At 71.8% G+C, this 13,865-nt stretch carries 10 protein-coding genes; all 10 read left to right on the forward strand.

The window, feature by feature from the left end; genetic code table 11:
- Position 1: 1 nt before the first annotated feature.
- The 10 genes from CACI_RS08970 (at position 2) to CACI_RS09010 (ending at position 13,864) form a co-directional block, all read left to right on the forward strand.
- Complete coding sequence (locus CACI_RS08970) at positions 2-1,360, forward strand: aldehyde dehydrogenase family protein (RefSeq protein ID WP_012786014.1); 1,359 nt, start codon at positions 2-4, stop codon at positions 1,358-1,360.
- Between the two features lie 70 nt (positions 1,361-1,430).
- The gene (locus CACI_RS08975; RefSeq protein ID WP_012786015.1) at positions 1,431-2,213 is read left to right on the forward strand and encodes a 3-oxoacyl-ACP reductase; all 783 of its coding nucleotides are present in this window, start codon (positions 1,431-1,433) and stop codon (positions 2,211-2,213) included.
- Positions 2,214-2,241: 28 nt separating this feature from the next.
- Positions 2,242-2,937 carry a DUF1707 SHOCT-like domain-containing protein gene (locus CACI_RS08980; RefSeq protein ID WP_012786016.1) on the forward strand — a complete coding sequence of 232 codons (696 nt, stop codon included), beginning with the start codon at positions 2,242-2,244 and terminating at the stop codon, positions 2,935-2,937.
- Between the two features lie 123 nt (positions 2,938-3,060).
- Complete coding sequence (locus CACI_RS08985; RefSeq protein ID WP_012786017.1) at positions 3,061-4,083, forward strand: ABC transporter ATP-binding protein; 1,023 nt, start codon at positions 3,061-3,063, stop codon at positions 4,081-4,083.
- A gap of 2 nt (positions 4,084-4,085) precedes the next feature.
- Positions 4,086-4,970 (forward strand): ABC transporter permease, encoded by an 885-nt coding sequence (locus CACI_RS08990; protein ID WP_012786018.1) that lies wholly within the window; start codon positions 4,086-4,088, stop codon positions 4,968-4,970.
- Between the two features lie 13 nt (positions 4,971-4,983).
- Entirely contained in the window at positions 4,984-5,814 is an 831-nt protein-coding gene (locus CACI_RS08995; protein WP_012786019.1) for an ABC transporter permease, read from the forward strand.
- Between the two features lie 117 nt (positions 5,815-5,931).
- Positions 5,932-7,998 (forward strand): cell wall-binding repeat-containing protein, encoded by a 2,067-nt coding sequence (locus CACI_RS09000; protein ID WP_012786020.1) that lies wholly within the window; start codon positions 5,932-5,934, stop codon positions 7,996-7,998.
- A 247-nt stretch (positions 7,999-8,245) separates the two neighbouring features.
- The gene (locus CACI_RS09005) at positions 8,246-9,700 is read left to right on the forward strand and encodes a diaminobutyrate--2-oxoglutarate transaminase family protein (protein WP_012786021.1); all 1,455 of its coding nucleotides are present in this window, start codon (positions 8,246-8,248) and stop codon (positions 9,698-9,700) included.
- Positions 9,693-12,062, forward strand: a complete 2,370-nt coding sequence (locus CACI_RS53470; protein WP_012786022.1) for a pyridoxal-dependent decarboxylase — start codon at positions 9,693-9,695, stop codon at positions 12,060-12,062. The genes CACI_RS09005 and CACI_RS53470 overlap by 8 nt, the downstream gene beginning before the upstream one ends.
- Complete coding sequence (locus tag CACI_RS09010; protein ID WP_012786023.1) at positions 12,059-13,864, forward strand: IucA/IucC family protein; 1,806 nt, start codon at positions 12,059-12,061, stop codon at positions 13,862-13,864. Before CACI_RS53470 ends, CACI_RS09010 begins: the two co-directional genes overlap by 4 nt.
- The last annotated feature ends 1 nt before the right edge of the window (position 13,865 follow it).

The following is a 13,865-nucleotide window of genomic DNA, read 5'->3' on the forward strand; positions in this document are numbered from 1 at the left end:
CGTGTACGACCTGATCAACCCGGCCACCGGCGCCGTTTTCCGCTCGCTCGAGATGACCTCCGCCGACGGTGTGGACCAGGCTGTGGCGCGGGCGCGCGAGGCTTTCCCGGCCTGGCGCGACGTCGCCCCGGCCGACCGCGCGCGGCTGCTGCGCCGCTTCGCCGACCTCGTGGACTCCCACACCGAGGAGCTGGCGCGCATCGAGGTCGAGAACGCCGGGCACACCATCTCCAACGCCCGCTGGGAAGCCGGCAACGTCCGGGACGTGCTGACGTACTACGCGGCCGCCCCGGAGCGCTTGTTCGGCCGCCAGATCCCCGTCGCGGGCGGTCTGGACCTGACGATCGCCGAGCCGCTCGGCGTCGTCGGCGTGATCGTGCCGTGGAACTTCCCGATGCCGATCGCCGCATGGGGTTTCGCCCCGGCGCTCGCGGCGGGCAACACGGTCGTCCTGAAGCCCGCCGAGACCACGCCGCTCACCGCGCTGCGGCTGGCGGAGATCGCGCTCGAGGCCGGGCTGCCGGAGGGCGTGCTGCAGGTCGTGCCGGGCTTCGGACCCGAGGCCGGGGCACGGTTGGTCGAGCATCCGGACGTCCGCAAGATCGTGTTCACCGGCTCCTCGGCGGTGGGCCGCTCGATCATGGCGCGGTGCGCGGCGGACGTGAAGCGGGTGACGCTGGAACTCGGCGGTAAGAGCCCGAACATCGTCTTCGCCGACGCCGACATCGAGAAGGCGGCGGCCTCGGCTCCCTACGGGGTTTTCGACAACGCGGGGCAGGACTGCTGCGCGCGGTCCCGGATCCTGGTCGAGTCCTCGGCGTACGACGAGTTCCTGGAGCACTTCCTGAACGCCTGCCGGGGCGTGGTGATCGGCGATCTGCTCGACGAGAAGGCCGAGATGGGTCCGCTGATCTCCGCGACCCAGAAGGCGCGGGTGTCCGGCTTCGTCGACCGGGTCCCCGCCGATCGCCTGGCCTATCAGGGCGAAGTGCCGGACACCGCGGGGTTCTGGTTCCCGCCGACCGTGGTCACCGGGGTCTCGGCGGACGACGAGATCCAGTGCGAGGAGGTGTTCGGACCGGTGGTGACGGTGGTGCCGTTCTCCTCCGAGCAGCAGGGGATCGAGCTGGCCAACCTCACCCAGTACGGGCTGTCCGGCTCGATCTGGACCCGCGACCTGTCCCGCGCGCTGCGGGTCTCCCGGGCCGTGCAGGCCGGGAACCTGTCGGTGAACTCCAACTCCTCGGTGCGGTACTCCACGCCCTTCGGCGGTTACAAGCAGTCCGGCCTCGGCCGGGAGCTCGGACCGGACGCGCTGGCGGCGTTCACCGAGACCAAGAACGTCTTCATCGCCTTGTGAACCGTGAACGATGAACCACGAACCATGCACCATGCACCATGAACACTGAGAACCTGAGAACAGGAGCGACATGACCGAGCGTCTGGCCGGCCGCGTGGCCGTCATCACCGGCGGTACCGGCGGGATCGGGATGGCGACCGCGCGCCGGTTCGCCGCCGAGGGCGCGCACGTGGTGCTCGCCGACCTCGACGAGGCGAGCGGCAAGGCGGCGGCCGAGGAGGTGGGCGGTCTGTTCGTGCGGACCGACGTCACCGATGCCGAGCGCGTGGCGGCGCTGTTCCAGGCCGCCGTGGACACCTACGGGTCGGTGGACATCGCGTTCAACAACGCCGGTATATCCCCGCCCGACGACGACTCGATCCTGGACACCGGCATGGAGGCCTGGGACCGGGTGCAGAAGGTCAACCTGACCTCGGTGTACCTGTGCTGCAAGGCGGTCATCCCGCACATGCTGCGGCAGTTCGAGGCGACCGGGCGCGGCGGCTCGATCGTCAACACCGCCTCGTTCGTGGCGACCCTGGGTTCGGCCACGTCGCAGATCTCGTACACCGCCTCCAAGGGCGGCGTGCTGGCGATGTCCCGCGAGCTCGGCGTGCAGTTCGCCAAGCAGGGCATCCGGGTCAACGCGCTGTCTCCCGGGCCGGTGAACACCCCGCTGCTCAAGGAGCTGTTCGCCAAGGACCCCGAGCGCGCCGCCCGGCGCCTGGTGCACGTCCCGCGCGGCAGCTTCGCCGAGCCCGAGGAGATCGCCGCCGCGGTGGCCTTCCTGGCCAGCGACGACGCCTCGTTCGTGAACGCCTCGAACTTCCTGGTCGACGGCGGGATCAGCGGCGCGTACGTCACCTCCCTGTGACGACCGCGTCTCTTGTAAGGTCTCAGCCATGACGAGCCACGTCCCCGAGCCGATCGACCCGCGGCAGCTGCGCGTTTCCGACAACGAACGCGAACAGGTCGCCGAACGCCTCCGGGAAGCGGCCGGCGAGGGCCGTCTCGGGCTGGACGAGCTGGAGGACCGCATCACCGCGGTCTACACCGCCAAGACCTACGCCGAGCTCGAGCCGATCACCCGGGACCTGCCCGCCTCCGCCGGGGCGGGTCCCGCGGCCGCCCCGGCGGCCCGGACCCGCGGCCGCTGGCGCGTCGGCCGCAAGCCCGGACGCCGCAAGACCTTCGTGCTCATGGGCGGCTCGGGCAACAAGGGCGCGTGGGTGGTGCCGAAGAGCTACATCGCCTTCGCCATGATGGGCGGCATCGAGCTGGACCTGCGCGAGGCCGAGTACGAGGACATGGAAGTCACGATCAACGCCTCCTGCTTGATGGGCGGCATCGGAATCATCGTGCCCGAAGGACTGAACGTCCAAGTCCACGGCTTCGGCTTCATGGGCGGCTACTCCGGAACGCCGGTCGGCCCGGTCGACCCCGGCGCGCCGACCGTGCACGTGCGCGGCTTCGCGCTCATGGGCGGCGTGGACGTCAAGCGCAAGCCGCTCAAGCAGGCCAGGTACGACGAGGTGCAGGGCGGCGGGCATCAGGGCCACCACGGGCACAGTCACGGGCATGGGGAGATTGAGAGTTAAGGACAGATTGAGAGCTAAGGACAGAGCGAAGGCTGAGTTTCCCGCGCCGGGCCCGTCATCGGGCTCGGCGCGACGCGCATAAAGCGTTTACGAATCACCCGCGAATCCCGCTAGGTTGCGGGCATGGTCGACATCTCCACCTCGCCCACCCCCGCCCTGATCTCCTCCTCCGAGGCGCCGCTGATCAAGGCGGTGGGCCTGCGCAAGGTCTTCCCGCCGACCAAGCGCGGCGGCGATCCCTTCACCGCCGTGGACGGCATCGACTTCGAGCTGCGCCGCGGCGAGGTTTTCGGCTTCCTGGGACCCAACGGCGCCGGCAAGTCCTCGACCATGCGCATGATCGGCTGTGTCTCGCCGATGAGCGGTGGCGAGCTGACCATCCTGGGCATGGACCCGCGGGTCGACTCCTCCCGTATCAAGGCCCGGCTCGGTGTGGTCCCGCAGGAAGACTCGCTGGACATGGAGCTGCGGGTGCGCGAGAACCTGCTGATCTACGGCCGGTACTTCGGGCTCAAGCGCGCCGAGATCGCCGCGCGGACCGCCGAGCTGTTGGACTTCGTGCAGCTCTCGGACCGTGCCGAGTCCCCGGTCGAGCCGCTCAGCGGCGGCATGAAGCGGCGTCTGACGATCGCCCGCTCGCTGATCAACTCCCCGGAGATCCTGATCCTGGACGAGCCCACCACCGGGCTCGACCCGCAGGCCCGGCACGTGGTCTGGGACCGGCTGTTCCGGCTCAAGCAGGCCGGCACCACGCTCATCCTCACCACGCACTACATGGACGAGGCCGAGCAGCTCTGCGACCGGCTGGTCGTGATGGACCACGGCCGGATCGCCGCCGAGGGCTCGCCGCGCGAACTCATCGAGCGCTATTCGACGCGCGAGGTGCTCGAGATCCGCTTCGCGCCGGACGGCGAGGACCGCGCGGCCGCCACCGAGGCGCTCGCGGCGCTGGTCGGTACCGGGGAGCGCGGCGCGGTCGAGCGCATAGAGGAGCTGCCGGACCGGGTCCTGCTGTACAGCGACGACGGCGAGGCCTCGCTGACCGCCGTCCACGGCTCCGGGACCGTGCCGGTGGCCTCGCTGGTGCGGCGCTCGTCGCTGGAGGACGTGTTCCTGCACCTGACCGGACGGACGTTGGTGGACTGACGATGAGTACCCTGACACCGGCTTCCTCCGGTCCGCCGGTCCGGTCCGCCCCGCCGGGCAGCGCCGCGTCGGTCCGCGGCACGCCGCTGATGGCGGTCCGCGAACTGCGCGGACTGCTCACCAACTACTGCCGCACCTGGCGCGGCTCGATCATCTCCAGCGTTCTGGCGCCGCTGCTCAGCCTGGTGGCGTTGGGCATGTCGCTGGGCAAGATCGTGGACGCCGGTCCCGGGGCGCACAGCTTCGGCACGGTCGACGGCGAGCCGGTGAGCTACCTGCTCTTCCTGGCGCCGGCGCTGCTGGCGAACACCGCGATGCAGACCGCGATCGGGGAGTCGACGTACCCGGTGATGTCGTCGATGAAGTGGCAGAAGACCTTCCACGCCTCGATCGCCTCGCCGCTGGGCTCGTTCGACGTCTTCGTCGGGCGGCTGCTATTCGTGGGTTTCCGGGTGCTGATGAACTGCGCGATCTTCCTGGCCGTGATGGCGCTGTTCGGAGCGGTGCACGCGGCCGGGCCCGGCGGGCTCGGGCCGGTGCTGGCCGTGCCGGCCGCGGCGCTGACCGGCTTGGCGTTCGCCGCGCCGGTGATCGCCTGGGCGGTGACGCAGGACCGCGACACCGGGTTCTCGGTGGTGTTCCGCTTCGTGATGATCCCGCTGTTCCTGTTCTCCGGGACCTTCTTCCCGGTGACGCAGTTGCCGGCGGCGATCCGCCCCCTGGCGTACGCCACGCCGCTGTGGCACGGCGTCGACCTGTGCCGCGGACTGGCGCTGGGGACCGCGAGCGCCGGCTCGGTGCTGCTGCACCTGGCGTACCTGTTCGCCGTGATCGGCGCCGGGCTCTGGTACGGCGCCCACACCTTCCGCCGTCGGCTCAATCCGTAGAAGGGAGCCCGCGATGACGACCGCAGATCCGTCTTTCCTGTCCACCGCCCCGCTGACCCGCCTGCTGCTGGGCCGCCGCGCCTTCGGCCCGATGGGCGGCGGCAAGGCCGGGGTCCTGGTCGAGCGCAACCTGATGGTCTACCGGCGGCTGTGGCTGACCATGGTCTCCGGCTTCTTCGAGCCCGTGTTCTACCTGCTGTCGATCGGCGTCGGGCTCGGCAAGCTCACCGGCGCGGTGGACGGTGTGCCCTACGCCCACTACGTCGCCCCCGGCCTGCTCGCGGTCTCGGCGATGAACGGCGCGGTGTTCGACGCCACCTTCAACGTCTTCTTCAAGATCAAGTACGGCAAGATCTACGACGCGATGCTCGCCACCCCGCTGCGCGTGGGCGACATCGCCCTCGGCGACATCGTCTGGGCGCAACTGCGCGGACTGATGTACTCCGCGGCGTTCCTCCTGGTGATGCTGGTGATGGGTTTGGTCCACAGCTGGTGGGCGTTGCTGGCGCTGCCGGTGACGGTCCTGATCGGCTTCGCCTTCGCCGCGGTCGGCATGGCCAGCACCTCCTTCATGCGCTCCTGGCAGGACTTCGACCTGGTGACCCTCGCGCTGATGCCGATGTTCCTGTTCTCCGGCGCCTTCTACCCGCTGTCGGTCTACAACCACCAGGTCAGGGTGCTGATCGAGATCCTGCCCCTGTACCACGGCATCGACCTTCTTCGAGCCCTGACCCTGGGACGGGTCCACATCGGCCTGCTGTGGGACGTGCTGTACCTCGCGGCGATGGGCCTGATCGGGGCGGCGGTGGCGGCGCGGCGGCTGGAAAAGCTCCTGCTCACGTAGGCACTTTCTTCACCTGTTGTCGCTCCGTGACGCCTGAACGCGCGGGCTTACGCTGAGCCGTTCGCTTCAAATGTTCTTGAGCCGCGGCCCGACCGCGGCAGGGGAGGAAAGATCACTTTGACTCGCGATTCGAGGGTCGCCCGCGCCCTCACCGTGGCCGCCGCGTTCGGCGCCGCCACTGCGACCGGCGCCCTGGGCCTCGCAGCTCCGGCTGCGAACGCCGCCTCCGGCGCCCCGCACAACGGGCAGATCAGCTACAGCCAGGGCCAGGCCTGGTACGCCGTCAATCCGGACGGTTCGGGGAAGCACATCGTCACCCCGTCCGGCGGCGGCTTCGACCCGAGCGACGCGACGCCCTCGCCGGTGTTCTCGCCGGACGGTACCCGGGCCGTGTTCATGGACGAGACCACCGGCAGCCTGTGGACGTCGAACGCCGACGGTACCGGTGCCCGGCTGCTCGACAAGGCGACCGGCCCGATCGTCGACGGCGTCGATCCGGCGGACCTCGCCCCGCAGTGGCTGGACGACTCGACGATCGTGTTCGAGCGGAACAACGGCGGCGGGTACTTCCAGATCAAGGCCGACGGCAGCGGGCTCACCGCCTACAAGGCGCCCGGCGGACTGCAGGGCCAGCTGGTCTTCGGGCCCGGCGGCCTGGTGGCCGGCATCCAGAACAACGGCTACACCTTTACCATCTCGATCTTCGACCCGGCCACGTCCACTGTCGCCACGGTGCCGAACGCGGACTCGATCAGCTTCTCGCCGGACGGCAAGAAGATCGCCCACACCGTGTACGGGGGCGGACACGGCACGGCCCAGATCGTCGTGGCGAACATCGACGGCACCTCGCCGACGACGCTCACGCACGTCGCGGGCTCGGCGTTCGGGCCGGTCTGGTCGCCGGACGGCACCGAGATCGCGTTCCAGGAGCAGACCTGGACGGCCGCCTCCGGCTGGGGCACCAACAACCTGGACGTGGTTCCGGCCGCCGGCGGGGACCCGAAGGCGATCATCACCGACGCCACGATCGCCGGAGGCTACCTGGCCTGGGACAACGGACCGCTCTACACCGGCCCGACGAACGCGCCCAGCCCGTTCCTGCCGCCGGTCACGCGCCCCGCCATCGACCGCCTCGGCGGCGCCGACCGGGTCGACACCGCGGTGAAGGTGTCGGGGTACAACACCGCCGACCGGGGCACCACCGTCTCCTCGCACGGTGCGAACGTCGTCGCGAAGACCGCGGTGCTCTCCCGCGACGACCAGTTCGCCGACGCGCTGTCCGGCAACGCGCTGGCGATCGCGAAGGGCGGGCCGCTGCTGCTGACCGATCGGCACAAGCTCTCCCCGGAGGTCGCCAAGGAGCTGACCCGGATCCTGCCGCCGGGCGCGACCATCTACCTGCTCGGCGGTGAGCAGGCGCTGTCGCCGCAGGTCGCGGCCGACGTCACCGCTCTGGGCTTCAAGGTGGACCGGATCGGCGGCACCGACCGGTTCGCGACCTCGGTGCACATCGCCCAGACGATCGGCGGGACGCCGGGCAGCGTCGCCGTCGCGACCGGCAAGGACTACCCCGACGCCCTGACGGCCGGCGCCGGCGTCAGCGGCAGCAGCACCTCGCCGAAGGTGACCACCGGCGTGGTCCTGCTCACCGACGGCGGTGCGCTGCCGAAGGAGACGAAGGACTACCTCGCGGGCATCGACCCGACCGTCAGCAAGGTCTACGCCGTCGGCGGCCCGGGCGTCACCGCGGTGGCCACCGGGGAGCCGAGCTGGCACGGCAAGGTCACGAACCTGTCCGGCAGCGACCGGTACGCCACGGCCGCGGCGGTGGCCAACAGCGCGATGTTCCAGACGCAGAACGGCGGTCCGGTGGTTCCGGGCATCGCCACCGGCCGGAACTGGCCGGACGCGCTGTCCGGCGGGGCGCTGACCGGCCGCTGGGGCTCGCCGCTGCTGCTGGCCGACGGCGGGACGCTGCCGGCGTCCGAGCTGGGCTGGCTCAAGCAGCACGCGCCGCTGACCAAGACCGGACTCAGCGGGCTGGTGGGCGCGCTGCCGGTGTTCGGCGGCCCGGTCGCCGTGCCGGACAGCGTGGTCAAGCAGGTCGGCGTCGCGCTGTACGGGGCGGGCAAGTACGACGTTTTCGACAACCGGCACCTGGCGACGATCCTCGGACCGTTTTAATGCGTTCTGAGCGGTACTGATCTGATCTGATACATGTTCTCGAGTGAGGGGCTTCTCCCATGGGGAGGGGTCCCTCACTTCGTTACGTGGCGCGCGGGTCGCGCTGCCGCGTCCGCGCTGGGCGTGTCGGTGGTCCGCGCTTGTGATCACGCGCGGGAGAATCACTGGCGGTAGTGATTCAGGTTGACTTCCGTGACGGGAGTTAGGTAAGCCTTACCTGATCTCTTGCCACGGATGGAGAACCGCTATGCCCTCGCCCGCCGCCCCGCCCGCCGTTCCTTCGACCTCCCCGGCCGCCGCACCCGGCGACGACGGGCCGACGGGCCCGGCCCGGCCCGCCCCGGCCGCGAAGATCCTGGCCCGGCAGGCGGCGCGCGAATCGGCGGCCCGGACCTACGCGCGCCACCTGCCGATCGTCCCGGTGCGGGCGCAGGGCTCGTGGATCACCGGCGCCGACGGCCGCGACTACCTGGACTGCCTGTCCGGCGCCGGCACCCTCGCCCTCGGCCACAACCACCCGGCGGTGCTCGCCGCGATCCGCGAGGTGCTGGACAGCGGCGCCCCGCTGCACGTCCTGGACCTGGCCACGCCGGTGAAGGACGACTTCACCTCGGCGCTGCTGGAGGCGCTGCCGCCGGAGCTCGCGGCCGACTGCCGCGTCCACTTCGCCGGGCCCACCGGCGCCGACGCGGTCGAGGCGGCGGTGAAGCTGGCGCGGACGGCGACCGGGCGGCGTGGCGTGTTCGCCTTCACCGGCGCGTATCACGGCATGACCGCCGGTGCGCTGGCGCTGACCGGGGCGAACGCGGTGCGCGAGCCGGCGGTGGCGGGCGACGCGTTCCTGACCCGGCTGCCGTTCCCGCATCCGTACCGGTGCCCGTTCGGGCTGGGCGGGGCGCTTGGCGAGGGGGCGTCGGCGGCCTATGTACGTACTTTGCTGTCCGACCCGCACTCGGGCACGGCGGTCCCGGCGGCGGTGGTGGTCGAGCCGGTGCAGGGTGAGGGCGGCGTGGTGCCCGCGCCGGACGGGTGGCTGCGCGCGCTGCGGGCGACGACGGCCGAGCACGGCGTCCCGCTGATCGCCGACGAGGTCCAGACCGGCTTCGGCCGCACCGGCACGCTGTTCGGCGTGGACCACGCGGGCGTGGTGCCGGACGTCATGGTCCTGTCGAAGGCGGTCGGCGGCGGCCTGCCCCTCGCGGTGGTGGTCTACCGCGCCGAGCTCGACCGCTGGTCCGAAGGCGCGCACACCGGCACCTTCCGCGGCAACCAGCTCGCCATGGCAGCGGGAGCGGCGACAATCCGCCACATCCTCGCCGAGAACCTCGCCGCCCGAGCAGCAGAGCTCGGAGAGCGACTCACCACCCGTCTGACCAGATATCAGGCCCGCCACCCCCTCCTCGGCCAGATCCGAGGCCGCGGCCTGATGCTCGGCATGGAGATCGTCGACCCCCACGCCACCCCCGACGCCCTAGGCGCCCTCCCCGCAGCACCCCTGACAGCACGCAGGCTCCGCGCCGAACTCCTCTCCCGAGGCGTGATCGCCGAACTAGGCGGCCGCCACGCCGCAGTCCTCCGCCTCCTCCCACCCCTCACCCTCGCCGACGACGAAGCCGACCACCTGATGACCACCCTGCACCAAGCCCTCGACGCAGTCGCCGACCACACCACCACCCGCAACCTGGAGGCAGCCGGTGTCTGAGCACATCAACGAAGACCCCAGCACCGCCCCCCACCCCCCCACCCGCCCCGGCGCCCCGGTAGACATCGGCGAAATGAGCGGCATCGAAGCCGACGTCCTCCGCGGAGTCCTCCGAGCCGAACCCGTAGGACACCTGGCGACGACGAACACCGCCGCCACGCAAGACGCGACCGGCCTCGCGATGAGCATCACGGCGAACCAGGCCGCGAATCTCGGCGCTCTGCCCGCCACACAAGCCGATCGCCGCACGCCGCAGAGCCTTGCCAGCGCCGATCTGGCCACCGCCGGCCTGGTCAGCGCCGGCAGCCTCGCTACCAGCCAGATCGCCGAACTCGGTGCCGCACCCGACACGCAAGTCGATCGCCGGATGCAGCAGAGCCTTGCTATCGCCGATCTGGCCAACCCCGGCAGCCTCGCTGCCAACCAGATCGCCGAGCTCAGTACCGCACCCGCGCCGCCTCTCGCCCATCTGGCGCCGCCGAACTTGACCGCTGCCGAGCCGAACTCCGACCTGGCCAGCCCCAGCAACCTCGCCCCCACCCCCGAGCCGCCGCTCAGCCACCTCGCACCGCCCGCCGATCTGACCAACCCCGGCAGCCCTGCTGCCAACCAGATCGCCGAGCTCAGTACCGCACCCGCGCCGCCTCTCGCCCACCTGGCGCCGCCGAACTTCACGGCTGTCGAGCCGAACTCCAACCTGCTCAGCCCCGGCAGCCTCGCCCCCACCCCCGAGCCGCCGCTCGCCGACCTCGCCTCCCCGAGCCCTCCGGCCTTCGAGCTGGCGGGCGGCTCGGCGGGCGCGATCGCCGCCACTCTCGCTGCGCACGCCGGTGCCCCTGCCGTCGACGCCGCCGCCCTGGCCTCCGGTCCCGCCGGTACCGGCGCCCTCGCCCTCTTCCTCGCGACCGTGCTCGACGGTCTCGACCGCGGCCGCGCCGACTGGCTTGGTCCCCTCCCGCCCGGCGGGCCGCAGGCCGTGCGCGATGCGGTCGCCGCCAGCGGCTTCGGCGTGCTCCCGGACAAGGGTCAGGACCCCTTCGAGACCCTCGCTTCCCTCGGTCGTCTCCTCGCCTGGGGTTCCGCCGATCCCGCGCACCCGCACTGCGCCGCGCATCTGCACTGCCCGCCGCTCGCGACCAGTGTCGCGGCCGAGACCGCTGTCGCCGCGCTGAACCAGTCGCTCGACTCCTGGGATCAGTCGCCGGCTGCCGGTGAGATCGAGGAGCGCGTTGTGCGGACCCTGACTCGTGCCGTCGGTTACTCCGGCTCCAGTGCGGGGGTCCTCACCTCCGGCGGTACCGAGTCCAATCTCATGGGCCTGCTGCTCGCCCGCGACGATGTCCTGCGCCGGCGCTTTGATGCCGATCCTGACCTCGACGGCGTTCCGCCTTTCGCCGCCGGGCGGCTTCGCATCGTCGCTTCCGAGCAGGCGCACTTCTCCATCGCGCGCAATGCCGCGATCCTCGGTCTCGGTGAGCGCTGCGTCGTGCCCGTGGCCTCGGACGCCGTGGGGCGGATGCGGCTGGATGCCCTGGCTGAAGCGCTGGACGCGGTCGCGGAGCGGGATGAGATCGCGCTGGCCGTCGTCGCCACCGCCGGGACCACCGACCTCGGGGCGATCGATCCGCTGGCGCCGATCGGCAAGCTCGCGGCGCGGCACGGCGCCTGGTTCCACGTCGACGCGGCGTACGGCGGCGGGCTGCTGCTCGGCTCCGATCCCGACGCGCGCCTGCTCGGGCTGGATGCCGCCGACTCCGTCACCCTCGACCTGCACAAGCTCGGGTGGCAGCCGGTGCCGGCGGGGTGCTTCCTCGTCAAGCGCGCCGCGTCGCTCAGGACGCTGGAGAAGCGCGTCTCCTACCTCAACTCCGTGGACGACGAGCAGGCCGGCTACCCCAGCCTGCTCGGCCGCTCGCTGCGCACCACGCGCCGGGCCGACGCGGTGAAGCTCGCCGCCGCCTTCCAGGCGCTGGGGCGCGAAGGCTTCCAGCAGCTCATCGACCGCTGCCTGGCACTGACGCGCTATGCGGCGGCGGCGGTCCGGCAGCACGCGGACCTGGAGCTCACCGCCGAGCCGCAACTGACCACCGTGCTGTTCCGCTACCTGCCGCCGGATCTCCGCGACACCGATCGCGTCAACGGGGTCCTGCGGCGGCATCTGCTCGAGGCCGGACGCGCCGTCCTCGGGCGCACCGAGCTGGCGCGCGAGCGGCCGGGGACGCCTCCCGGCCGGGTGCGGCTCAAGCTCACCCTCCTCAACCCGCACACCACCGAGCACCAGATCGACGCTCTGCTGGCCGCCGTCCGCGCCGCCGGCGGCGCCGCTTCCTCCTCCTCGGCTTTCGTCAGGGGCCCGTCATGAACACATTCGCCGCCGACGAGCTGTCGGCCGAAGTCCTGCTCCGCTGCTGGGTCCGCGAGGCGCGGATCCCGGTGCCGACCGGCGGCCCGATGCGGCTGACCTTCCCGGCGACCGGCGTCACCGTCGAGGTGGACGTCGACGCCTGGTCCGCGGTCGGCTGGCACCGCTTCGGCCCGGCGTACCCGCTGGCGCTGCCGCACGCCAACCGCAAGTCCGCCACGCCCAAGAACAAGGTCTTCGGCCGGCCCGCGGGCGAGGAGATCGAGGCCGACAGCGCCTGGAGCGCGGAGTCCTGGCTCCCGCCGGCCGCCCCGCCGCCGCTGGACGCCGCGACCCTGGCCGCGCTCATCGCCCGCGAGGCCGGCGGCGGGGTCCCGGCGGTCGCCGAGCTGGTCGGACGGGTCGTCGACTCCTCCCGCAGGATCGCCGCGCACCTGTCGCACGGCACCTCCCAGGGCGAGACCCGCTTCCTGTGGGCGGAGAAGGCGCTGGTCGCCGGACACCCGTTCCACCCGGCGCCGAAGGCCCGCGAGGGCTGGTCGGAAGAGGAAGCCTCACGCTACTCGCCCGAGCTCGACGGCGCCTTCCAGCTGCACTGGTGGTCGGTGGACCCGGCGATCGCCAGCCACGACTCCGCCGAGTCCGACACCGCGCCGACCCTGGTCCACAAGCTCCTCGGCGGCGACCTGCCGCGCGGCGCGACGCCGAACAGCATCCTGATCCCCACGCACCCCTGGCAGTCCCAGGACCTGCGCCAGCGCCCCGAGATCCGGGCCCTGACGGACCAGGGCCTGCTCGCCGACCTCGGCCCGCACGGCCGCCCCTGGCACGCGACCAGCTCGATCCGCACCGTCTACCGCGCCGACGCCCCCTACATGCTCAAGCTGCCCCTGGCTCTGCGCATCACCAACTCCAAGCGCGAGAACCTGCGCAAGGAGCTGCGGCGCGGCATCGAGGTCCGCCGGATGCTGGACGCCGGCCTGGCCAAGGCCATCGCCGCGGCGCATCCCGGCTTCGGCATCCTCGGCGACCCGGCGTGGATCGCCGCCGAGACCGGCGGCCCGGGCCTGGACGTCCTGCTGCGCGAGAACCCCTTCGGCCCGATGGACCGCGTCTACTGCGTCGCCGCCTTCGCCGACCTCGGCTACGGCCCGTCCCGCAACGGCCACCTGCGCGAGAACCTGCTCGCCGACATCGTGGTCGGCTCGGCCGAGCGGACCGGCGTCCGCCCCGCCGAGGCGGTGCTGGACTGGTTCACCCGCTACCTGGAAGCGGTCGTGCTGCCGATCCTGTGGCTGGACTCGGCGCACGGCATCACGCTGGAGGCGCACCAGCAGAACACGCTGGTCGTGCTGGACCCGCACGGTCTGCCCGAGGGCGGCCGCTACCGCGACAACCAGGGCTACTACTTCCGCGAGTCGGCGCTGGCGCATCTGGCGGACTTCGCCCCGCGCCCCGGCGAGGACAGCGACACCGTGGTCGCCGACGCCATCGTGGACGAGCGCCTGACCTACTACGTCGGCGTCAACAACTTGATCGGCATGATCGGCGCGCTAGGCGCCACCGCGCTGGTCGACGAGCGCCAGCTGCTGCGCCGGGCCCGCGAGGTCCTCGGCCGGTTCGCCGCCTCCCGGCAGGCCGCCGGCCGCGTGCACCGCGTCACCGAGGCGCTGCTGGACAGCCCGACGCTGCCCTGCAAGGCCAACCTGCTGACCCGGGTCGCGGGACTGGACGAACTGATCGGCCCGCTGGAGACGCAGAGCGTCTACGTGCAGATCCCGAACCCCCTGGCGGTGCCCTGAC

The sequence above is a fragment of the Catenulispora acidiphila DSM 44928 genome (assembly GCF_000024025.1).
GTDB classification, from domain to species: Bacteria; Actinomycetota; Actinomycetes; order Streptomycetales; family Catenulisporaceae; genus Catenulispora; species Catenulispora acidiphila.

Coding starts and splice junctions, on each gene's coding strand:
- CACI_RS08995 (WP_012786019.1), top strand. CDS start 4,984: ATGACGACCGCAGATCCGTCTTTCCTGTCCACCGCCCCGCTGACCCGC.
- CACI_RS09010 (WP_012786023.1), top strand. CDS start 12,059: ATGAACACATTCGCCGCCGACGAGCTGTCGGCCGAAGTCCTGCTCCGC.
- CACI_RS08990 (WP_012786018.1), top strand. CDS start 4,086: ATGAGTACCCTGACACCGGCTTCCTCCGGTCCGCCGGTCCGGTCCGCC.
- CACI_RS08975 (WP_012786015.1), top strand. CDS start 1,431: ATGACCGAGCGTCTGGCCGGCCGCGTGGCCGTCATCACCGGCGGTACC.
- CACI_RS08980 (WP_012786016.1), top strand. CDS start 2,242: ATGACGAGCCACGTCCCCGAGCCGATCGACCCGCGGCAGCTGCGCGTT.
- CACI_RS09005 (WP_012786021.1), top strand. CDS start 8,246: ATGCCCTCGCCCGCCGCCCCGCCCGCCGTTCCTTCGACCTCCCCGGCC.
- CACI_RS08985 (WP_012786017.1), top strand. CDS start 3,061: ATGGTCGACATCTCCACCTCGCCCACCCCCGCCCTGATCTCCTCCTCC.